Here is a 21826-nt window from a genome sequence, read left to right on the forward strand (position 1 = left end):
ATACTGCGTGGCTTGCCGGTCAACGTCGGTGCAATCGCAGCGGCATTGATGATTTACATTAAGAATCAAATGGTTAGTTTTATGAAACATACTGTAGAAGTGATGATCCCGGAAACTGAGATCAAAGCCCGTATTGCTGAGCTCGGTCGTCAAATTAATGAACATTACCAGGATAGCGGCAGCGAAATGGTGCTGGTGGGGCTATTACGCGGTTCATTTATGTTTATGGCCGACCTGTGCCGTGAAGTTCAGGTACCCCATGAAGTCGATTTTATGACCGCATCCAGCTACGGCAGCGGCATGTCCACCACCCGCGACGTCAAAATCCTCAAAGATCTGGATGAAGACATCCGCGGTAAAGATGTGCTGATCGTGGAAGACATCATTGACTCCGGCAACACGCTGTCAAAAGTGCGTGAAATTCTTAGCCTGCGTGAACCTAAATCCCTGGCGATTTGTACCCTGCTCGATAAGCCAAGCCGCCGTGAAGTTAACGTGCCGGTAGAGTTCGTCGGTTTTGCGATCCCGGATGAATTCGTCGTGGGCTACGGCATTGACTATGCTCAGCGCTACCGTCACCTGCCCTATATCGGCAAAGTGACCCTGCTCGACGAATAAAGCGGATTATCTATCCCGGCGGCCCGGGATAATAATTAAGAGGAGCGCGTGAATTACTTGTGATTGACGTGCTTGCTTTTAAGGTTGGAAATACCCTGACGATAGCGCTGTTCCAGCGTTTCGCGGCTGACGGCGGTCACGTCAAGATCGCGTAACATGCCGTCGTGAATGCCGTAGGCCCAGCCGTGGATGGTCACTTTCTGTCCGCGCTTCCACGCCGACTGCATAATCGTTGAGTGACCCAGGTTGTAAACCTGCTCCATCACATTCAATTCACACAGCGTATCAAGGCGACGCTCTTCGGGCATCTCACCCAGTAATGAGCTGTGCTTAAACCAGATATCGCGGATATGCAGCAGCCAGTTGTCGATCAGGCCAAGCTCGGTATTTTCAATTGCCGCCTGCACGCCGCCGCAGCCGTAGTGGCCGCAGATGATGATGTGCTCGACTTCCAGTACATCAACCGCGTACTGCACCACGGAAAGACAGTTCAGGTCGGTATGAATCACCAGGTTTGCAACGTTACGGTGTACAAACAGCTCGCCGGGTTCCAGGCCGGTCAAACGTTCGGCGGGGACGCGGCTATCGGAACATCCAATCCACAGAAAGCGCGGTTTCTGCGCCTGTGCCAGCTTCTCAAAGAAACCGGGGTCTTCCTCCACCAGCATTTTTGACCATAGTGCATTGTTGCTGATGAGTGTATCTATATCGTTCATGGATGTTTACGGGCCTGTAACCAAGTAAGTGCGTTGCGCTAATATAGGGTAACCTCACATTTTTTAAAACAACCCATCGCGTGTCGCGACACGAGAAGAGACCTTTAATGACCATTGCTCTGGAACTAAAACAGCTCAAGAAAACCTACCCCGGTGGAGTTCAGGCGCTGCGCGGAATCGATCTGCAGGTCGAAGCGGGCGATTTTTACGCGCTCCTGGGGCCTAACGGCGCGGGGAAATCGACCACTATCGGCATCATCAGTTCGCTGGTAAATAAAACCTCCGGCGAGGTGAATGTTTTTGGCTACGATCTGCAAAAGGATGTGGTGAACGCCAAACGCCAGCTCGGTCTGGTGCCGCAGGAGTTCAACTTCAACCCGTTTGAAACCGTGCAGCAGATTGTGGTCAACCAGGCGGGCTACTATGGCGTTGAGCGCAAAGAAGCGATTGTCCGCAGTGAAAAGTACCTCAAACAGCTCGACCTATGGGAAAAGCGCAACGAGCGCGCGCGGATGCTCTCCGGCGGCATGAAGCGCCGCCTGATGATCGCCCGCGCGTTGATGCATGAACCGAAGCTGCTGATCCTCGATGAGCCCACGGCGGGAGTGGATATTGAGCTTCGTCGCTCGATGTGGGGATTTTTGAAAGATCTCAACGATAAAGGCACGACGATTATCCTGACCACCCACTATCTGGAAGAGGCCGAAATGCTGTGCCGCAATATCGGCATTATTCAGCGCGGCGAGCTGGTGGAAAACACATCGATGAAAGCGCTGCTGGCCAAGCTGAAATCAGAAACTTTTATTCTCGACCTGGCTCCCAAAAGCCCGCTGCCGGTGCTGGAAGGCTATCAGTATCGTCTGGTCGATACGTCGACTCTGGAGGTAGAAGTGCTGCGCGAGCAGGGGATTAACAGCGTGTTCACTCAGCTGAGCGCGCAGGGAATACAGGTATTAAGTATGCGTAACAAAGCAAACCGGCTTGAAGAGCTGTTTGTCACGCTGGTGCATGACCGGAAAGGAGAATCAGCATGATGCAGCTTTATTGGGTCGCGCTGAAAAGCATCTGGACCAAAGAGATCCATCGGTTTATGCGTATCTGGGTCCAGACGCTGGTGCCGCCGGTGATAACCATGACCCTCTACTTTGTCATTTTTGGCAATCTGATCGGTTCGCGCATCGGTGAGATGCACGGTTTTACCTATATGCAGTTTATCGTGCCGGGTCTGATCATGATGGCGGTGATCACCAACGCCTATGCCAACGTGGCGTCCTCTTTCTTCAGCGCCAAATTCCAGCGCAATATTGAAGAACTGCTGGTCGCGCCGGTCCCCACGCACGTGGTGATCGCCGGCTATGTGGGCGGCGGAGTTGCCCGCGGTCTGTGCGTCGGGATTCTGGTGACGGCGATTTCGCTATTTTTCGTTCCGTTCCAGGTCCACTCGTGGGTATTTGTCGCTCTGACCCTGATACTGACCGCCGTGCTATTCTCGCTGGCCGGCCTGCTGAACGCGGTGTTTGCTAAAACCTTTGACGATATCAGCCTTATTCCGACCTTCGTGCTGACGCCGTTGACCTACCTTGGCGGGGTTTTTTATTCCCTGACCCTGCTGCCGCCCTTCTGGCAAGGGCTGTCGCATCTCAATCCGATCGTCTATATGATCAGCGGCTTCCGCTACGGCTTCCTCGGAATTAACGATGTTCCGCTGGCGACGACCTTCGGCGTGCTGGTCGTGTTTATCGTCGCGTTTTATCTCCTGTGCTGGTATCTGATCCAGCGCGGACGCGGGCTGCGCAGCTAATTTAACCACCGATGGCGCTTTGCTGCTCACTGAGGCAAAGCGCCAGCCAACAATTTGATTGCCATCACCGATATTCATCACTTGCCTTGCTAAATTGTTTGCCTGCTAAGGAGGTAGGCGATGTTAGGTTGGGTGATTACCTGCCATGATGAACTGGCGCAGGAGATGCTGGATCGTCTGGAGAAAAAGTTTGGGCCGTTGACGCAGTGCCGGGCGGTCAACTACTGGCGCAATCTCAGCAGCAACATGCTGAGCCGTATGATGTGCGATGCGCTACATGAGACGGACAGCGGCGAAGGCGTTATTTTCCTGACCGATAAATCCGGCGCGGCGCCTTATCGCGTGGCGGCGCTGATGAGCCATAAGCACACCCACTGTGAAGTGATTTCCGGGATCGACTATTCATTACTGGAAAGTATGTATTTGCTGCGCCAGAGCCTGAGCAGCGAAGCCTTCCGACACGCCATTGTCAGCGCCGGAGGCCCGGCGGTGAGCAGTCTCTGGCATCAGCAGCAAAAGAATCCACCCTTCCGGCTGCTGCATGAGCCGTACGGGAATTAAGCATTGGTATTGATCGCGCTTTTGTTACAATGACGGCAGTTTTTATCTACCGGTTCGATGCGCATGCTTGCCCGAATGTTTGTTTTACTCCTTCTGCTTACGGCGTGCAGCGCTTCCGCCAGCCTGTTAAGCCAGCAGGGCACCCCCGCGCGCTATATGCAAACGACCGAAGATGCGGATATCTGGGCGCAGGTTGGCAGCCAGGTAGTGAGCGTCGGCAACGTACGGGCAGGGCAAATACTGGCGGTAGTGCCGACCGCAGCCGATTACTACGAGTTTAATTTTGGCTTTGCGACCGGCTTTATCGATAAAGGCCACCTTGGGCCGGTGCAGGGCAAGCAGCGGGTTGAGGATAGCCTCGGCGACCTGCATAAGCCTCTGAGCAACCAGAATCTCATTACCTGGAAAGATACGCCCGTCTATGATGGCCCCTCTGCTGGCAGCGCGCCGTTCGGCACCTTGGCGAATAATTTGCGCTATCCGATTATCAGCAAGCTCCGGGATCGGTTGAATCAAACCTGGTTTCAGATACGCATCGGTAACCGCCTGGCGTGGGTGAGCAGTCTGGATGCGCAGGAAGATAACGGCATCCCCATACTCACTTATCACCATATTCTGCGTGACGAAGAAAACACCCGGTTTCGTCATACCTCGACCACGACTTCCGTTCGCGCCTTCAGCAACCAGATGACCTGGCTACGCGACCAGGGCTATGCCACGCTGAGCATGTATCAACTGGAAGGTTATCTGCGTAATAAAGTGAATCTTCCGGCGCGTTCGGTGGTGATCACTTTTGACGATGGTCTGAAATCGGTCAACCGCTATGCGTACCCGATTCTTAAGCAATATGGCTTTCACGCTACGGCTTTTATTATTTCATCGCGCATCAAGCGCCATCCGCAGAAATGGGCGCCGAACTCGCTGCAGTTTATGAGCATTTCCGAGTTAAAACAGATTCAGGATGTCTTCGACGTGCAGTCGCATACCCATTTCCTGCATCGGGTTGATGCCCGGCGTCATCCGATTCTGCTCAGCCGCAGCTATCACAATATTCTGTTTGATTTTGAACACTCGCGGCGGGCGCTGGCGCAGTTTAATCCCCACGTGCTGTATCTTTCTTATCCGTTTGGCGGCTATAACGCTAAGGCGGTTCAGGCGGCGAACGACGCCGGTTTTCATCTGGCGGTGACTACCGTGAGAGGTAAGGTAAAGCCGGGCGACAATCCGTTCTTATTGAAAAGGCTATATATTCTCAGAACGGATTCGCTGGAGACGATGTCGCGGCTGATTAGCAATCAGCCGCAGGGGTAATCTCAGTCATAGGTCATGTTAAAAACGGCAGTTGCTTTAAATTGACCAACAACAAGCGGGTTACCATCTCTTTCCATACGGGCGATAAAGTTGAAAGTTTTGCTGCCTGGAATGGTGTTGTCGCTTACCACGTAATTAGAATTGGCGTTGTTGGGAATAAGTTGAGTCGTTTTATTGTAAAGAATTTTTATGCCAATACCGGTAGCCGCGTTTGTATTCAGGGTATTACCCAGCAGATCCGCTCCACTTCCCGTTGTCTTGAGGGTGGTCATTTTTGTCGTGAATTTTGCCACGCTGGTACAGTCGCTGACATCAATGTTAAAAGGCACATCTTTAGTGGTATTGCCATTTTTTAAGTCTGATATGAAATAATCCCCCATGGCAACATTAGTACCTCCGTCGCCAAGCGCCATCACACTGCAGGTTGGTAAAACCAGAGGAATGGAGAAGGTATCTTCCGTGACATAAAAGGCATAAGGCTGATTGTTGCTATCCGAGGGAACGCCGAGACTCGCCCAGCCTAGTAAGCCCGCCTGGGGTTTTAAATAGGTTAATTTTTGCGGATTGCCATTAAATGACTCTTTTAGGTAGACGTAAATTGTAGCTTTAAATGTTTTTTCATCCCAGTTATCTTCATACCCATCGTTATAAGAAATTATTTGAAAGTCTTGTGTGTTTTGCGCAAACATGTTTCCGGAGCCGGTAGTTGTATTTATTCGCACCTGGTACTCAATGCCTGGAATATTAGTGAGAAAAGAGGCAAAATTATACAGTCCCTGTCCTGTTATATTTGGCGAGGTTTTAGCCCACAAGTCTTCGCCATCATTACCTGCGCTACAATCTCCTGTAATTGTCGGGGTTAGCTTTGTGTCAAATTGGGCGATCATATGAGATTGGCCACTGGTTGGCGTGGGTAGCCTGATTTCTTTATAACTTCCGTTAACCAGCGTTGTGCTACCACCTTTGCCGCTGTTAAAACGGCACTCTATAGCCGCCTGGGCGGGCTGGCTACAGAATAAGATGCATAAAGCTATTACTGTAGTGAGGGTGGATATACATAGGGTTCCTGGCTTTGTTTTTTTCAGCATTTTGTCTACATCCTGTAGCATATTAATTGTATATCGCATCCACTAAAACGTGGCTGGTCACTTTTCCAGCGCTTACCGTACCGGTGCTCTGATAGCGGGCATAAAAATCGTAGCTGGTTAAATAGCTTTCCGCTTTTGAGACATCGAAAGCGACAGCGGAGCTGCCGTCGCTATTCACAACGTTACGGTTATCGCGGGAAGAAAAAATAACAATTCCCACGTTTTCCGCTCCGCCTGCCGTCGCCGGTGTTTCATTAATAAATACCTGCTGGCTTTCCGCAGGCCAGATCCCGTTTTGCGGTTGGAAACTAAAGGTCATGGTATTGACCGTCGCGCCATCGCCTGAGCAGCTTTCAACATTTACGCTAAATAGCGTACCGCTGGCGGCGTCGTCAGGCTGCAAACGAGGGGTGCCGTCGTTGTTATAAAACCAACTGCGGGAAACAATGGGTAAATGCACTGTCCCATTATCGGAAAGTGAAATCTGGCAGGTATTCTCCACAATATTGGCCTGCAGAGTGACGTCCAGTCCTTCGTTATTTCCATCAGCAAAACAAGAAGCTATGCACAGACCGCCAGTCATTCCCATAGCCAACAATGCCTTCCCTATTGGGGCAATAATACGGATACAGAATGACATAGCGGTTCTGTTCCTCTTACTTACTGATAGGTGATAACAAACGTCACAGGCGAGCTGACGCTACCCGCTGTCACGTTGGCGATTTTTCTGTCTTTTGCGATAACGATGCGTGAAGAAAAATCGACGTTGAGCGAACTGCCGCTGATGGCGAGCGTTTGCGAAGGTTTGGTATTGCAGCTCAGTAACGTTCCGGTTCCTGATTCTCCTTGCCACACTTCAAAACCCGTAGAGTTGCCTCCGGCAAACGAGTCGCCGTTAGAACTGGGGCCCGAGCAGCCGCCGCCGCTTCCGGGAATAACCTGATATTTAGCAGACTTTACGCCTGCACAATCGGTGAAGGCCACTTTGAACGGTTCGCTGCGACTTTGTTTGACCAGGTCAGATTTAAAGACATCGCCGAAATCGAGCGTACTTACGGGCTGACCGCTGGCGTTCTGGATCTGCGCCGTACAGGTACCGGCTTCAATAGTGGATGTAAAAGTAGCCGAAACGCTACTGGTTCCGGTTATCGCGGCGAAAGAGGGCGCAGAAAAGAGTAATGTGACGATAGCACCGCCCAGAAAAGAGATTTTTTTCATCAAGAGGTTCCTTTTCTGATGATTATTCATAGGTGAAATTGAAAGTAGCCAGCGCGCTAAAAGTCCCCGTAGCGCCCTGGCCTGCTTGCGTTTCAACCAGCGTCGCGACTAGCGGCACTTCTTTATTTTTTATCTCCTGGCTGGTCCATATCAGACGCCCATCGTCCGCACCGGCATTAATAATGAAAGGCGCATCGGTTGCTGACGCTCTGGCGATGGCGATCCCAAGAGAGTCAGCGGCATCCGCCGTTGTCGCGCCATTTATTATCACGGTATCTTTGTACCCTGATTTCGTCCCGCTGATGGTGGTTTTTAGCGATTGCAGGCTTTCGGGGCATTCGGTGATTTTCAACTTAAAGGTTGCCTGCGCTGCGCTGTCGCCGCTGATGATTTTATCCAGGCTCACAACGCCATTCGTACCGATAGGGATGGTGTTATTTTTGCCATCACCGCTGCCGCCCTCAATGGCCATATCGCAGGTAGTTTCGCGCAGGTTGGCGGTAAAGGTGACATCCAGCGAGGCTGCCTGCCCCGGTATCGCAGTGGCGAACAAAATGCCGCTACAGCCCACCAGATAAAGTTGTTTCAGACTCATTATCTTCATTCTATTCCCTGTAAAAATAATGCCATTACATCTGGCAACGTTGGTTATTTAGCAGACGGGTAAGGCCTATTTTCTTATCCTCCCCACCGTCAGAGAGCCGGTAGTTCACGGTGCAACGGTTCCCGCTTCCGCTTCCCCAGATAACCCGCAGCTTTCCGCTCTCGGTGACGCCGCGGATATAGGCCATTCCCGCCTGTCCGACGGTACCGATAGATTTGCCCCGTTCATTTTGCACATCCGCGCCGAGCGGGATAAATCCGTTGTCGGAACGCTGTAGTTCAAGTAACAGCGAGCGCCCTTCATCGGTCTCAAAATCGACCCGAACAACGGCACCGCTGCGGGGAACAACGACCGTGCTGGTGTTTTTTACCTCCACATCCTCTTCCATGGTGTCGATATTGAGGCCGACGTTGTTCTCACGGTAAGCCGATAAATAGGGCTGGATGGCGTATCCCGAACCGTTGATTTGCCCGTCTCCATTGGTTAAACGAGCGCCTTTGGCTCCCGCAGCGTGCACCAGCGCCAGGGTATCGGTATCGCCGATGCTGTTGGGGGCCAGAGTCAGGCCGCCGGAATGCAGCAGCATGCCGCCGCTGTAGCTCATGGAGTACTGGCGGCTGGCATCATCGGAAGCTGAAGCCGACAGGCTTAAGGGCCCCCACGGGCTGCTGTAGCTGCCGTAACCGCCAACCTGGTTGATTGACGAGCCATCTGACCGGCTGGCGCTGGTGTTAAGGCTGTAGCTGAAGCGATAGTCGTCGGTATTGCCGTTGGCGCTGGTAGAGAAATTATTGTTCGACTTCAGATCGCTGTTGACGCTCATATTGACGGTAGAAAAACCGAGCGGCCGCTTATTGCGCCCCAGCAGGTTTTCCAGCGGAATGCTCAGGTTGAGATAGACGCTGTCGTCCTTATCGCCATATTCGTTATAGGAACGCTGGACTGAAATGCTATAGCTGGCCCATGAAAATGAGTCGTTATAGCCAACCGAGTACTGAGAGGTCGAGGAGGATTTATTCCAGTAATCTTCCCAGCTGCCGCTGACATACAGGTTGCCGTTACTGTTGCTCCAGAGAGAGACCGGCTGACTAATGTTGACCTGGAACTGGTTTTTCATCCGTTGAAAACGGGAAAATTCTTGCGGCGTATCGTCGTTGTTGTGCCTGAGGTTGTCATTTAACGTGGCCGCATCCCGTAACGACATATAGTTTTCAGTGGAAAACCGGTAGGCAGCAATATTGAATGAGGTGCGGGATTCTTCAATCAGTTTGCTCCAGGTCACGCGATAGCTTTGGCCCGTCAGAGTATCCAGGTCATCAATAGCGGTTGTGGAGTGTGTAATGTCAAATGCGAATGCGCCGATCGGCGTATTGGTGGCGATACCCACTAACCCGGCGTAATAGCCGACATCCATATACTGCACGCCGACATAGCCAGTGAAGGTGTTGTTCAGACCGTAATAACCGGTGGCGTAACCCAGCCCTGGTTTCTCTTTTAAACTCTTGTCGCGCAGTTCGCCGGCGCCGATGTCCCAGCGACCATAGCCCGGGCGCAGCATTTGCGTAACCGAAGAGTAGGGCACCGAGAAGACGCGCACGCTACCATCGGCCTCTTCAATCGATACGTTCAGGTCGCTACCATAGCCGGTGGTGCTAAGATCGGTAATGGCAAATGGACCTGGCGGCACGGTAGTTTCATAGATTTTATTGCCGCTTTGCTTAATCACAACCTTCGCATTGCTCTTTGCCACGCCGCGAATCTCAGGCGCGTAAGTGGAAGCGCCGCCGGGCAGCATGCGATCGTCGTTGTAAAAGCGCACGCCCCGCAGGCTAAATGAATCGAAGCCATCGCCGCGGGTATAGGAATCTCCCACCAGAAACTGTGAGCGCAATGAGGTGATATCACGCTGCAGATAGATATCCTGGCTTGCGTAATCGCTGCCGCTGTCCTGATCCCAGTTGGCGTTTCCCCTGGCGCGCAGGTGCCAGGCACCGATGTTGACCCCGTACTTCAGTCCGGCATAAACCGAATCCGAACCGCTGCCATCGCTTTCAGAGTGCCAGGCGTTAAGATCGTAAGAGACCATTGCAGCGGTAATTCCGTCCTGCCAGAGCGAGGGATCGACGTAGCCATCAGGGCGTTTAAGGACATAGATTTGCGGCATGGAGATCGCCAGCTCCTGGGTGCCAATATCATAATTCCATGAGGATTGCGGATACTGTTGTGCAATATCGATGCAGGCGGCGGATTCGAGATCCAGTCCTTCTGTGTTAACGCCTGTTTGCGCCAGCAGCTTACTGGTAAAACAGGGCGTAGCCCGGGGTGTACCATTATCGTTAAAGGTAAAATCCACCAGCATCTTTGGCTTGCTGTTTAGCAAGATTTGCGTTTTATAGGTGCCCGGCGGTACCGGGTTACCTTTAGAAAAGCGGCTGACGTCAATATTGTCGCCGGTACTAAATAAAAACTGATCGTTAAATTCAATGTCATCTGCTGGAACTGAAGGAGCTTCTTCCGCCATTACTGAGGACTGGAGTGCAATATAGATAGTGGTACACAATAATGATCGACGAAAAAACATGCGTTCCCTATTTCTTTGTAAAGGCTGAGATCCTTCAGCGGTGACAATTAATTGATGGCGGCCTGATGTTTTTCGGTACCGCCAAAATCATTGATCGCGGTGTATTCAATTTTTCCGCCTCGCAGCGCTGGCGCATTTTTTATCGGAATGGTTTCATTCGAGAGCGGTGGAATAGTGTGGGAATCGACCTCTATTTTTTTACCGTTGACGGTAATGGTCGCCTTAGCCATTGATACATAATAAGGGCTGCTATTATTGGCAATGAGCGCGGTGCCTTGCTGAGACCATTTAAGATTACCGGCGGCAATAGCCGGATCTCCCGGCAAACCATTCGGGCGAAAAAACATCTTAATGCGGGTACGAAACGCCAGCTGCAATACGTTTTGGCTGTCTCCGTCTTTCGCTTTTGGCGGGACTTCAAGGACGTTAAACCAGAACAGCGATTCCCGATCCTGCGCCAGAGGCTGCTGAGTCCAGGTAATACGCACGGTTTGCCCCTTCGACGGGTCGATACGTGATACCGGCGGCGTGACGATAAACGGCAGCTTTAGTTCCTGCGGATTAACGGTATCGCGACCGTCATCAAGCCACGACTGAACCAGCAGCGGTTTAGTGCCGCGGTTTTCCATTTTAACGGTCACGTCTTTGGATGATTGCGGGTAGATCACACGGGTGCCGGAAATTACAATATCCGCGCAGGCATTAAATGTACTGAACGCCGCGCTGGCGCACACCAGCGATGTCAGCGTAAGTTGGGTAAAACGATGCATAACAATCTGCTCCCTGCAATGCGCCTGCTTTACGCCGCAGACGCATAATCCATTACGTTACGATTACTCGTAAGACATAGTAAAAGTCGCGTTGCTGGTCACTTTACCTGCGGTGATCTCGTTGGTGCCTTTAACCCAATCGGCGCTTGGAACGTAAGCCACGCGGTAAGCCAGTACGCCTTCGCCGCTGGTCAGGGTAGCGACCTGGGTGTTGTTATTCGGCAGGCCAACCTGAATACGATCGGTATCGGTGGTGCTGTTGTTAAACAGCGCCAGGCTAACGTTATCAGCATGACCGGTAACGCTCGGGTCAGTTTTCAGCGTGCCGTTAGAGAGTTCGGCAAACTGCTGGGAAGTAAAGGTCGCGGATGCTTTGGTCAGCGTGTCCGGGCAGTTGCTCAGGTGCAGTTCAAACTCTTTCGAGCCAACGCCTGCGTCGACGGTGGTGCCTTCGACATCGGCTTTTTTCACCACCGGCATGCTGATGGTGACGTTTCTGGCGTCAACGCCGTTGTTGGTGGTGATGGTGCAAGTGGTGTCGGAAACGGCGCCATCAAACGTAATGAGGCCAACATCGGTGCCCGGCGTGGTTACCGTATCATCAGCAAATGCGGAGGCTGAGCCTAAAGCCAGAATAATTGATGCAGCCGCAATGGTTAACTTATTCATATATATACATCCATATAAAATTAAACTATCCCATAAATTATGGGAGTGGCCTGAATAATTTCAGGGTATAGGGATTCTAATCTTTTAGATGAGGCGTAATACTGAGTCTTTTTACAAAATAATGTAAGAAAACGTCGATTGCTAATTCATGGCGGAATATGGTAAATAAAGACTTTCTTTGCCTGAAATAATATATTTCAGATTGGCTATTTGTATTTTGGGTGGTGAATGATATTGCCTGGGTTAATAATATTGATTTATTTAATGCTATGCATTTGCAAAATAATAGCTCCGGATTACCGGAGCTATAGAAAATATCAGGCAACCTGTACCGGAATGGCTTTTGCCTGGCGCTTCATTTCGTTTTCGCCCTCGAAATAGGCGACTTTCGGCTGCCAGGTGCGGGCTTCTTCGTCAGGCATGGTGACGAAACTGGCGATAATCAAAATATCGCCGACGTTGGCGCAGTGTGCCGCCGCGCCGTTAACGGAGATAATTCGCGACCCGCGCTCTGCGGCGATGGCGTAGGTGGTGAAACGATTACCGTTGGTCACGTTCCAGATATGAATAGCCTCGTTTTCAAGGATGCCGGACGCATCGAGGAAATCCTGATCAATAGCGCAGGAGCCTTCATAGTGCAGGTCGGCCTGCGTGACTTTAACGCGGTGGAGTTTGCCCTGCAGCATATTACGAATCATAACGTCTACCTTTAAAGCTTAACGATAACAAAGCGGACATGACGTCCGCCTTGAGGAAATTCCTGGCAGTATTGCCTGATTTTTAACCCGTGTCTAGCCAGCGAGTGCGACGATCTGATTGTCGATCAAACGCGCTTCGCCGAGCCAGGCCGCCATCAGGATCACCGCTCGCTTACTGGTTTCCGTCAGGTCGAGCAGCGTATCGGCATCGCGGATCTGAATATCATCGGCGCGGAAGCCTTTTTCGTTCAGCTCCTGAGCGGCAATCGCGATAACCTCGTCAAGATTACGTTCGCCGGCCGCCAGTTTCTCCGCCACGCTATTCATCACCTTATGCAGTCCCGGCGCAATTTTGCGCTGCTCAGCGCTGAGATAACCGTTGCGCGAGCTCAGCGCCAGCCCATCTTTAGCGCGCATAATCGGCACGCCGATAATCTCGATGTCATAGCCCATATCGGCCACCATCTTGCGGATGAGCGCCAGCTGCTGGAAATCTTTTTCGCCGAAGCAGGCGACATCCGGCTGTACCAGGTTAAACAGCTTGCTGACGATGGTCGAAACGCCGCGGAAGTGACCAGGACGGCTGGCGCCTTCGAGCATCGTCGACAATCCTGGAACATCGACGTAAGTCTGATTTTCGATGCCGTGCGGATAAATTTCCGCCGCCGCAGGGGCAAAAACTAAATCGACTTTGCGTTTGTTCAGCTTCTCGCAATCGTCCTGCAGGGTTCGCGGATAGCGCGCCAGATCGTCCGGGCGGTCAAACTGCATCGGATTGACGAAAATACTGGCTACCACCACATCCGCACTGGCTTTTGCCGCATCGACCAGCTTCATATGTCCATCGTGCAGGTTGCCCATGGTGGGAACCAGCGCAATGCGCTTGCCTTCCTGACGTAAACGGCGAATATGCTGGCGCAGCAGCGGCAGGGTTTCAATAATCAGCACAACAATACTCCTTAATGGAAACTGTGTTCTTCGCCCGGATATTCACCGGACTCCACTTCGGCAACATATTGCCGTACCGCGGCGCGCATGTCGCCCGCTGTGCTCAGGAAATTTTTGGCAAATTTGGGAATGTGACCACCGGTGATACCAAAGGCGTCATGCATCACGAGGATCTGTCCATCGGTGACGTTGCCCGCGCCGATGCCGATTACCGGGATGGTGAGCGCCTCGGTGACGCGTTTCGCCAGCTCGACCGGCACGCACTCCAGGACCAGCAGCTGTGCGCCCGCCGCTTCTAACGCCAGCGCATCATCCAGCAGAACTTGCCCGGCATCGCCGCGCCCCTGAATTTTATAACCGCCGAAGACGTTCACCGACTGGGGAGTCAGCCCGAGGTGTCCGCATACGGGTACCGCGCGCTCGGCGAGCATTTTCACCGTATCCGCCAGCCATGCGCCGCCCTCGATTTTGACCATATTGGCCCCCGCGCGCATCACGATGGCGGCGTTCTCGAAGGTTTGTTCCGGCGTGGCGTAAGCCATAAACGGCAGATCGGCGAGCAGCAGGCAGTTTGGCGCGCCCCGGCGCACCGCGCGGGTATGGTAGGCGATATCTTCTACGGTCACCGGCAGGGTGGAGTCGTGGCCCTGTACCGTCATGCCCAGCGAATCGCCGACCAGCATCACGTTGATACCCTCATCGGCAAACAGCTTTGCAAAGCTGTAGTCATAGGCGGTGATAGTGGCGAAGCGTTTCTTCTCCTGTTTGCATTTCTGCAGCAGGGCGATAGTGGTCGGTTTCATAACGTTTCCTGATGATGAAAGTCATTTTAACCGGCATTCTAGCAGCCGCATTCAGGGGGGCAATGGTTTTAGGCAACCGATTACCACGATCGCCGTAATTGCTAAAAAATGAAGGGGTATTACCAGCTAGCGGGTTTTTCTGCGCCGAGAGTGGCCAGAACATCGCGCAATGCCAAACCGTCGGGGAAACGTAGCTCAGGCGCAATTTCAAACAGCGGCCACAGCATAAAGCCGCGGTTTTTCATATCGTAGTGCGGCACGGTCAGGCGCGGAGTATTCAACACTTCCTCGCCGAACAGCATGATATCGAGATCCAGCGTGCGGGGGCCCCAGCGTTCAGCTTTACGGGTACGGCCCTGCTGCAGCTCGATGCGCTGAGTGTGGTCGAGCAGCGCCTCTGGGGCGAGAGAGGTTTCCAGCGCCACGGCGGCGTTGAGGTAGTCAGGCTGATCCTGCGGCCCCAGCGGCGGTGTACGGTAGAAAGAGGAAACGCTTATCACCCGGCTGTCAGGAATCTCCGCCAGCGCGTTGACGGCAGCGTTAACCTGCTCCAGCGGAGAGGCCAGATTGCTGCCGATAGCGATATAAGCAAGCGTCATGCGCTACCTTCGCGACGCGGCGCGCGTTTACGCGGACGGCGGTTGCGACGACGTGGAGCCGGATCGTCACCTAAATCATCCAGCATATTTTTCTGAGCCGGCGGCGCGGCGACCTGGAACTCGCCCCACCATTTGGTCAGGCGCTGCAGTTCGCCATTGTTCTCGGCGCCGGCGCGCAGCTCCAGCAGATCGTATGCGGCGCGGAATTTTGGATGCTCCATCAGCTTCCACGCGCGTTTGCCCTGACGGCGGGACATCCGCAGCTGAAGCTGCCAGATATCGCGCACCAGAGTGGTGATGCGTTTCGGGATCGCCAGCGTACGGCAGGCTTCGTCCAGCACGTCGTTCATCGCCAGCGCGAAGGCATCGTAGTAGGCCAGCCCGCTCTCCTGAGCGATTTTCTGCGCGGTTTCCAGCAGCGGGTACCAGAACATCACCGCGAACAGGAACGCCGGATTAACGCGCATGTCGTTGCGAATACGGTTATCGGTATTCTTCAGCACCTGGCTGATGATACGCTCCATCGGACTATCGCCGCGCTCGGTGAAGTAGCGGGTAATGGTCGGGAACAGCGGCTGGAACAGATTATATTCGCGCAGCAGGATATAGGTTTGATATCCGTCGCCGGCCTGCAGCAGCTTCAGGACTTCTTCAAACAGACGCGCCGGCGGCACATCGTGCAGCAGCGTCGCCAGGCGTGGGATCGGTTCGGCGGTCTCTTCGCTGATGCTCATGCCGAGCTTCGCCGCAAAACGCACCGCGCGCAGCATCCGCACCGGATCTTCACGATAGCGGGTCTCCGGATCGCCGATCAGGCGGATAACGCCATCCTGCAGATCTTTCATGCCGCCGACGTAGTCGCGGACGGTAAAATCCGCCACGCTGTAATAGAGGCTGTTGATGGTAAAGTCGCGACGCTGGGCGTCTTCTTCAATCGAACCGAAAATGTTGTCGCGCAGCAGCATGCCGTTCTGGCCGCGCTGGGAGGTGACGCGATCGGTGGTGTGGCCTTCATGATGGCCGCGGAAGGTCGCGACTTCGATAATTTCCGGCCCGAACATCACGTGCGCCAGGCGGAAGCGACGGCCGACCAGACGGCAGTTGCGGAACAGCTTACGCACCTGTTCCGGGGTCGCGTTGGTGGTGACGTCAAAATCTTTGGGTTTTTTGCCCAGCAGCAGGTCGCGTACGCCGCCGCCGACCAGCCACGATTCGTAGCCCGCCTTGTTGAGTCTGTACATGACCTTGAGGGCATTTTCACTGATATCTTTGCGGGAAATTGCATGCTGCTCACGCGGGATAACCGTCATATGTAGTTGTTCGACGGCGGCTTCTGCCTCGCGCTCTTCACGGCTTAGCACCTTACGGCAAAAATTAGCGACTCGGGTAAAAATGGTACACCTCGTAGTGTCAGACGGACTTCAGGACAAAAAAATAGCGGCTAATCATAGCTCAGCGGAACGCATTTGAGAATGCTGGATTTGCTCCGGCCGCCAGTTCGCTATCGCGTACTTGAGTAAATCCTCAATGCTCAGCGTCTGCCATTCCTGAATGACATCCTGATTAAGAAACGTTAGCGCCCGCACAATTTCTGGCCGCGGGTCGCCCTCAGACAGTGCCGGAGCGTGGTTTTGCTTCGACAGTTTATTGCCCTGCGCGTTGAGGGCCAGCGGTAAATGGATATAATCCGGCGCCTGCCAGCCAAAATGCTGATAGAGAGAAATCTGCCGTACCGTTGGTTCGATAAGATCGGCGCCGCGGACGATTTCGCTGACGCCCTGAAAATGATCGTCCACCACCACCGCCAGATTATAGGCGAACAGCCCATCGCGGCGATGGATAATAAAATCTTCGCGCGCCAGCGGCTCGTCGGCAACGATGGTGCCGCGCAGCTGGTCATAAAATTCAAGGACTGGACGAGTTTGCCGCAGACGCAGAGCGGCGTTTTCCGCGCCGAGGCGTAAATCCCGGCAGTGACTGTCGTAGATGCCGCCCATACCGTGGATACGCGCGCGGGTGCAGGTGCAGTAGTAGCAGAGGCCCTGCTCGCGCAGCCAGGCCAGGCGCTCGCGATAGGCTTCGTGACGTTTTGACTGCCAGAGTACCTCTCCGTCCCAGTGCAGGCCGTAGTGGTCTAATTGACGAAGGATAGTTTCAGCGGCGCCGGGGACTTCACGCGGCGGATCGATATCTTCAATGCGCACGCGCCAGATACCGTTCTGCGCCCGAGCCTGCAGATAGCTGCCAAGCGCGGCAATTAATGAGCCGAAGTGGAGTTCACCGGAGGGTGAGGGGGCAAAGCGCCCGATATAGTGTGAATCTTTCATGATATGACTAAAGCATCAGGGCGGGAGAAAGCTCCCGCCAGAGATGCATCAGCGAAGTGATTAGCCTGCCATCTGTTTTTCGCGAATTTCCGCCAGCGTTTTGCAATCAATGCACAGGTCGGCGGTCGGGCGCGCTTCCAGACGACGGATACCAATCTCGACGCCACAAGATTCACAGAAGCCGAAATCTTCGTCTTCGACTTTTTTCAGCGTTTTCTCGATCTTTTTGATCAGTTTACGTTCGCGGTCGCGGTTACGCAGCTCCAGGCTGAACTCTTCTTCCTGAGCGGCACGGTCTACCGGGTCCGGGAAGTTAGCAGCTTCATCCTGCATATGCGTTACGGTGCGATCCACTTCATCCCTAAGTTGATTACGCCACGCTTCAAGAATGCGCTTGAAGTGCGCCAGCTGGGCTTCGTTCATATACTCTTCGCCCGGCTTCACTTGGTACGGCTCCACCCCAGCGATGGAGAGAATACTCAGGGACGATGTTTTACGGTTTTGCCCTTCTTGCATGTTGCTTCTCCTTAACACGCACTATCGATCCCCGTGTTGGGGGAAAAATCAGGCCGCTATAAATAGCAGATGCTTTTCCGGATAGCAATTATCTAAACGTTACACTTGACAACCCTGTGAGGAAAAGCGTATTTGCGCTCGCGACCCGAATACTATTTAGCCGTTTATTTACCGGGGGTTAACACCACGGTAATTGGCTTATTCAGAGTCATCATCTCGGTAGAAAGTTCCGCCTTGTACGCGAGAATTTCCACCCCCTTGTTTTGCGCCTCAATCAATAGCTGTGCGTATCTGGCATCAATATGATGCGCGGGAGAGAAACGGTCGATCGCGGAATGAAGCACCGCGAACAGTATCACCGCCCGATCGCCCGCCGCCGCCACGCTCATCAGCTCCCGCAGGTGCTTCTGGCCGCGCTCGGTGACCGCATCGGGGAAATAACCGTATTCCTTTTCCGCCAACGTAACCGATTTCACTTCAATATAGCAGTTTTGTCGGCCATCTGCTTGTAACAGAATATCAATACGGCTGCTTTCATCACCATACTTCACTTCGCTTTTCAGCGTGTTGTAGCCTACAAGCTCGGGAATTTTACCTGCCAGAATCGCCTCTTTCGCCAACGTATTAGCACGTAGAGTATTAACACAAATTGTCGCGCCTTCGACGGTTTCAGTTAATTCCCATGTGTGAGCATATTTGCGTTTAGGATTATCTGAGGTGGAATACCAGACGGTGTCGCCCGGCGCGGCGCAGCCGGTCATGGCGCCGGTATTGGGGCAGTGCAGGGTCAGCTCGCGTCCATCCGGGGTCATGACGTCGGCGAGAAACCGTTTGTAACGTTTAATCAGGATGGCGGACTGCAGGGGAGGAGTGAACAGCATCAGCTTTCCTTGTCGAAAGGGTAACGTTCCAGCGCCTGATAGCGGGTGCGTCCGCGGCTAAAGCTGGATTGGTAGAGAACAAATTCGTTGACCGCAAACGCCCAGCTAAATCCGGGCGGCGGAATAGGCACCGCGTGGCGCGCGTCGCGCAGCAGGGTGATGTGCGGATGAAACGGCTGCGGGCTTTGATAGCAGCCGCTGCGGGCGGCCTGGGCGCGCAGCATATTCGCTAATTGCAAAACCCCGCGCGGCGGCTGACGAGTACCCAGCCACACCACCCGCGAACGTAGCCACTGCCCGGCATCGTCAAGCGTCAGGGTAAAGCCCGGCTGGCGGATCCGTCCGGCCATTGCAGACAGCGCCCGCTGCTTGTCCGCGCTCACTTCGCCAAGAAAGGCCAGCGTCAGATGGAGGTTAGCCGCCGCCACCGGTCGACCCGCATCCTCGGGAAAGCTGGCGGCGCGCCAGTGAACGATCTGCTGCTGAACTTCTCCAGGAAGTTCAATGGCGAAAAACAGCCTTTTCGGCTCGGACATGATAGAGACTCGGTAATGAATTATCGGGATGCTACAATGCTTGCCCTCACATGTTAACCCCCGGAGCGCTTCGTGTCCTCATTGCCGGTTGCCGCCGTCCTCCCTGAACTTCTCTCTGCCCTGCAGCATGCGCCGCAGGTTTTGCTTAACGCGCCAACCGGCGCCGGGAAATCCACCTGGCTGCCGCTGCAAATTCTCGCCGAAGGTAAAATCAACGGACGCATAATCCTGCTGGAGCCGCGGCGGCTGGCCGCGCGTAACGTGGCGCAGCGGCTGGCGGAACTGCTGGGAGAAAAGCCCGGCGAGACGGTGGGCTATCGCATGCGCGCGGAGAGCTGCGTCGGGCCGAACACGCGTCTCGAAGTGGTGACCGAAGGTATTTTAACGCGGATGATCCAGCGCGATCCTGAGCTGAGCGGCGTGGGGCTGGCGATCCTTGATGAATTCCACGAACGCAGCCTGCAGGCGGATCTGGCGCTGGCGCTGCTGCTCGACGTCCAGCAGGGACTGCGCGACGATCTTAAGCTGCTGATTATGTCGGCGACGCTGGACAATGAACGCCTGCAGAAGCTGCTGCCGGAGGCGCCGGTTATCGTTTCCGAAGGGCGCGCGTTTCCGGTTGAACGGCGTTTTTTGCCGTTGCCGACTCATCAGCGTTTTGACGAGGCGGTGGCGATAGCCGCCGCAGAGCTGCTGCGTAGCGAGAACGGCTCAATGCTGCTGTTTCTGCCCGGGGTAGGAGAAATTCAGCGCGTGCAGGAGCGGCTGGCGGAGCGGGTGGCGAGCGATGTTGTGCTGTGCCCGCTGTACGGCGCGTTGCCCCTGAGCGAGCAGCGTAAGGCGATACTGCCTGCGCCAGCCGGGATGCGCAAAGTGGTGCTGGCAACCAACATCGCCGAAACCAGTCTGACCATCGAGGGGATTCGGCTGGTGGTGGATAGCGCTCAGGAGCGAGTCGCGCGCTTTGACGCCCGGACCGGGCTCACTCGCCTGGTGACGCAGCGCATCAGCCAGGCCTCAATGACCCAGCGCGCCGGTCGAGCCGGGCGTCTGGAGCCGGGTATCTGCCTGCATCTGCTGGCAAAGGAGCAGGCCGAGCGCGCGGCGGCGCAGGGCGACCCGGAAATCCTGCAAAGCGATTTGTCGTCGCTGCTGCTGGAGCTATTGCAGTGGGGATGTCAGGACCCGGCCCAGCTCAGCTGGCTGGATCTGCCGCCTGCGACCAACCTGGCGGCGGCCCGGCGTCTGCTCACTGACCTTTCTGCGCTGGAAGGTGACCGGCTGTCGGCGCACGGGCGCAAAATGGCGGCGTTAGGTAACGATCCGCGTCTGGCGGCAATGCTGACGGCCGCGGAGGATGCCGATGGCGCCGCCACGGCGGCTAAGCTGGCGGCGATCCTTGAAGAGCCGCCGCGCGGCGGCAATAGCGATCTCAGCGCGGCGTTTGCCCGTCAGCAGGGCAACTGGCAGCAGCGGGCGCAGCAGCTGATGAAAAGGCTGGCGGTTCGCGGCGGTCAGCCCGACGCCGACAGCATCGCGGCGCTGCTGGCCTCCGCTTTTGCCGACCGTATCGCCCATCGTCGCGGTCAGGAGGGGCGCTACCAGCTGGCTAACGGGATGGGGGCGATGCTTGACGCCGATGATGCCCTGAGCCGCCACGAATGGCTGATTGCGCCGCTGCTGCTGCAGGGGAGCGCATCGCCAGATGCGCGGATCCTGCTGGCGCTGCCAGTCGATATTCACGCGCTGATTGAGCAGTGTCCGGCGCTGGTCCGGCGTTCCGATATCGTCGAGTGGGATGAGGCGCCAGGCACGCTGAAGGCCTGGCGGCGCACCTGTATCGGACGCCTGGTCATCAAGACCCAGCCGCTGGCGAAGCCAGCGGAAGAGGAGCTGCATCAGGCGATGCTTAATGGGATCCGCGAGAAGGGACTGAACGTGCTCAACTGGACGCCGGAGGCGGAGCAGCTGCGTCTGCGGCTGCACTGCGCGGCGCAGTGGCTGCCGGAGGAGGCGTGGCCGGCCGTTGATGAGGCGTCGCTGCTGGCCTCGCTTGAACAGTGGCTGCTGCCGCAGATGGCGGGCGTCCATTCGCTGCGGGCTCTGAAGGCGCTGGACGTGCGTCAGGCGCTGCAAAACTGGCTGCCGTGGCCGCTGCGCCAGAAGCTGGACAGCGAGCTGCCCACGCATTATACGGTGCCGACCGGTAGCCGCATTGCGATTCGCTATCACGATGAAAACCCGCCGGCGCTGGCGGTGCGAATGCAGGAGATGTTTGGCGAGGCGACCACTCCGACTATCGCCCAGGGGCGGGTGCCGCTGGTGCTGGAGCTGCTTTCGCCGGCGCAGCGCCCGCTGCAGATCACCCGTGATTTAGGCGCATTCTGGCAGGGGAGCTACCGCGAGGTACAAAAAGAGATGAAAGGGCGCTATCCGAAGCACGTCTGGCCCGACGATCCGGCCAATACCGCCCCGACCCGCCGCACCAAAAAGTATTCGTAGCCGGAGAGTTCCCGGGTTGCGGCGTAAACGCCTTACCCGGCTACCCGACCAGCACCGCCCGTAGCCCTGCTAAGCGCAG

At 54.9% G+C, this 21826-nt stretch carries 23 protein-coding genes; 6 read left to right on the forward strand and 17 right to left on the reverse strand.

All coding sequences use genetic code 11. The annotated features are described in order from the left end of the window. The first annotated feature begins 81 nt into the window (after nucleotides 1-81). A complete protein-coding gene (gene hpt, locus HMPREF3178_RS13755; protein ID WP_023322073.1) occupies nucleotides 82-618 on the forward strand; it encodes a hypoxanthine phosphoribosyltransferase in 537 nt (178 codons plus the stop codon). Between the two features lie 53 nt (nucleotides 619-671). Here hpt and can read toward each other — a convergent pair whose 3' ends face one another. Further along, nucleotides 672-1334, reverse strand: coding sequence for a carbonate dehydratase (can, locus tag HMPREF3178_RS13760; RefSeq protein ID WP_004108036.1), 663 nt, complete (start codon nucleotides 1332-1334; stop codon nucleotides 672-674). Nucleotides 1335-1441: 107 nt separating this feature from the next. Between can and HMPREF3178_RS13765 the strand changes: the two genes are divergently transcribed. The 4 genes from HMPREF3178_RS13765 (at nucleotide 1442) to HMPREF3178_RS13780 (ending at nucleotide 5007) form a co-directional block, all read left to right on the forward strand. Next, a complete protein-coding gene (locus tag HMPREF3178_RS13765) occupies nucleotides 1442-2368 on the forward strand; it encodes an ABC transporter ATP-binding protein (protein ID WP_004108035.1) in 927 nt (308 codons plus the stop codon). Then, a complete protein-coding gene (locus tag HMPREF3178_RS13770; protein ID WP_004108033.1) occupies nucleotides 2365-3135 on the forward strand; it encodes an ABC transporter permease in 771 nt (256 codons plus the stop codon). Before HMPREF3178_RS13765 ends, HMPREF3178_RS13770 begins: the two co-directional genes overlap by 4 nt. A 120-nt stretch (nucleotides 3136-3255) precedes the next feature. Beyond that, complete coding sequence (locus HMPREF3178_RS13775) at nucleotides 3256-3696, forward strand: PTS sugar transporter subunit IIA (RefSeq protein WP_016809928.1); 441 nt, start codon at nucleotides 3256-3258, stop codon at nucleotides 3694-3696. A gap of 57 nt (nucleotides 3697-3753) precedes the next feature. Next, nucleotides 3754-5007, forward strand: coding sequence for a polysaccharide deacetylase family protein (locus HMPREF3178_RS13780; RefSeq protein WP_017144972.1), 1254 nt, complete (start codon nucleotides 3754-3756; stop codon nucleotides 5005-5007). A 2-nt stretch (nucleotides 5008-5009) separates the two neighbouring features. Here HMPREF3178_RS13780 and HMPREF3178_RS31715 read toward each other — a convergent pair whose 3' ends face one another. The 16 genes from HMPREF3178_RS31715 to thpR form a co-directional block, all read right to left on the reverse strand. Next, on the reverse strand, nucleotides 5010-6095 hold the full coding sequence (locus HMPREF3178_RS31715; RefSeq protein WP_227499088.1) for a fimbrial protein: 1086 nt from the start codon (nucleotides 6093-6095) through the stop codon (nucleotides 5010-5012). Nucleotides 6096-6117: 22 nt separating this feature from the next. Further along, nucleotides 6118-6735, reverse strand: coding sequence for a fimbrial-like protein (locus tag HMPREF3178_RS13790; protein WP_004108023.1), 618 nt, complete (start codon nucleotides 6733-6735; stop codon nucleotides 6118-6120). Nucleotides 6736-6755: 20 nt separating this feature from the next. After that, on the reverse strand, nucleotides 6756-7313 hold the full coding sequence (locus HMPREF3178_RS13795; protein WP_004108021.1) for a fimbrial protein: 558 nt from the start codon (nucleotides 7311-7313) through the stop codon (nucleotides 6756-6758). Between the two features lie 22 nt (nucleotides 7314-7335). Then, nucleotides 7336-7917 (reverse strand): fimbrial protein, encoded by a 582-nt coding sequence (locus HMPREF3178_RS13800; RefSeq protein ID WP_004110627.1) that lies wholly within the window; start codon nucleotides 7915-7917, stop codon nucleotides 7336-7338. A 25-nt stretch (nucleotides 7918-7942) separates the two neighbouring features. Further along, entirely contained in the window at nucleotides 7943-10498 is a 2556-nt protein-coding gene (locus tag HMPREF3178_RS13805; protein WP_017144969.1) for an outer membrane usher protein, read from the reverse strand. Between the two features lie 47 nt (nucleotides 10499-10545). Next, a complete protein-coding gene (locus tag HMPREF3178_RS13810) occupies nucleotides 10546-11268 on the reverse strand; it encodes a fimbrial chaperone (RefSeq protein ID WP_017144968.1) in 723 nt (240 codons plus the stop codon). Between the two features lie 63 nt (nucleotides 11269-11331). Continuing rightward, the gene (locus HMPREF3178_RS13815) at nucleotides 11332-11937 is read right to left on the reverse strand and encodes a fimbrial protein (RefSeq protein WP_017144967.1); all 606 of its coding nucleotides are present in this window, start codon (nucleotides 11935-11937) and stop codon (nucleotides 11332-11334) included. Nucleotides 11938-12254: 317 nt separating this feature from the next. After that, nucleotides 12255-12635 carry an aspartate 1-decarboxylase gene (panD, locus tag HMPREF3178_RS13820; protein ID WP_004108014.1) on the reverse strand — a complete coding sequence of 127 codons (381 nt, stop codon included), beginning with the start codon at nucleotides 12633-12635 and terminating at the stop codon, nucleotides 12255-12257. A 93-nt stretch (nucleotides 12636-12728) separates the two neighbouring features. Next, complete coding sequence (gene panC / locus HMPREF3178_RS13825; protein ID WP_016809933.1) at nucleotides 12729-13583, reverse strand: pantoate--beta-alanine ligase; 855 nt, start codon at nucleotides 13581-13583, stop codon at nucleotides 12729-12731. Between the two features lie 11 nt (nucleotides 13584-13594). After that, a complete protein-coding gene (gene panB / locus HMPREF3178_RS13830) occupies nucleotides 13595-14386 on the reverse strand; it encodes a 3-methyl-2-oxobutanoate hydroxymethyltransferase (protein ID WP_004108012.1) in 792 nt (263 codons plus the stop codon). A 119-nt stretch (nucleotides 14387-14505) separates the two neighbouring features. Further along, on the reverse strand, nucleotides 14506-14985 hold the full coding sequence (gene folK / locus HMPREF3178_RS13835; RefSeq protein ID WP_004108010.1) for a 2-amino-4-hydroxy-6-hydroxymethyldihydropteridine diphosphokinase: 480 nt from the start codon (nucleotides 14983-14985) through the stop codon (nucleotides 14506-14508). Then, nucleotides 14982-16379 (reverse strand): polynucleotide adenylyltransferase PcnB, encoded by a 1398-nt coding sequence (gene pcnB, locus HMPREF3178_RS13840; RefSeq protein ID WP_071530249.1) that lies wholly within the window; start codon nucleotides 16377-16379, stop codon nucleotides 14982-14984. The genes folK and pcnB overlap by 4 nt, the downstream gene beginning before the upstream one ends. Nucleotides 16380-16430: 51 nt before the next feature. Continuing rightward, a complete protein-coding gene (gene gluQRS / locus HMPREF3178_RS13845; protein WP_017144965.1) occupies nucleotides 16431-17312 on the reverse strand; it encodes a tRNA glutamyl-Q(34) synthetase GluQRS in 882 nt (293 codons plus the stop codon). 60 nt (nucleotides 17313-17372) lie between these two features. After that, a complete protein-coding gene (gene dksA / locus HMPREF3178_RS13850; protein WP_004098689.1) occupies nucleotides 17373-17828 on the reverse strand; it encodes an RNA polymerase-binding protein DksA in 456 nt (151 codons plus the stop codon). Nucleotides 17829-17992: 164 nt separating this feature from the next. Next, nucleotides 17993-18709, reverse strand: a complete 717-nt coding sequence (sfsA, locus tag HMPREF3178_RS13855) for a DNA/RNA nuclease SfsA (RefSeq protein ID WP_004110646.1) — start codon at nucleotides 18707-18709, stop codon at nucleotides 17993-17995. Beyond that, nucleotides 18709-19245, reverse strand: coding sequence for an RNA 2',3'-cyclic phosphodiesterase (gene thpR / locus HMPREF3178_RS13860; RefSeq protein WP_004108002.1), 537 nt, complete (start codon nucleotides 19243-19245; stop codon nucleotides 18709-18711). The genes sfsA and thpR overlap by 1 nt, the downstream gene beginning before the upstream one ends. Before the next feature lie 72 nt (nucleotides 19246-19317). Here thpR and hrpB point away from each other — a divergent pair, with 72 nt between their 5' ends. Then, a complete protein-coding gene (hrpB, locus tag HMPREF3178_RS13865) occupies nucleotides 19318-21747 on the forward strand; it encodes an ATP-dependent helicase HrpB (RefSeq protein ID WP_017144964.1) in 2430 nt (809 codons plus the stop codon). Nucleotides 21748-21826 lie beyond the last annotated feature (79 nt).

Origin of the sequence: Klebsiella sp. HMSC09D12 (assembly GCF_001808475.1) — a bacterium.
GTDB classification, from domain to species: Bacteria; Pseudomonadota; Gammaproteobacteria; order Enterobacterales; family Enterobacteriaceae; genus Klebsiella; species Klebsiella oxytoca.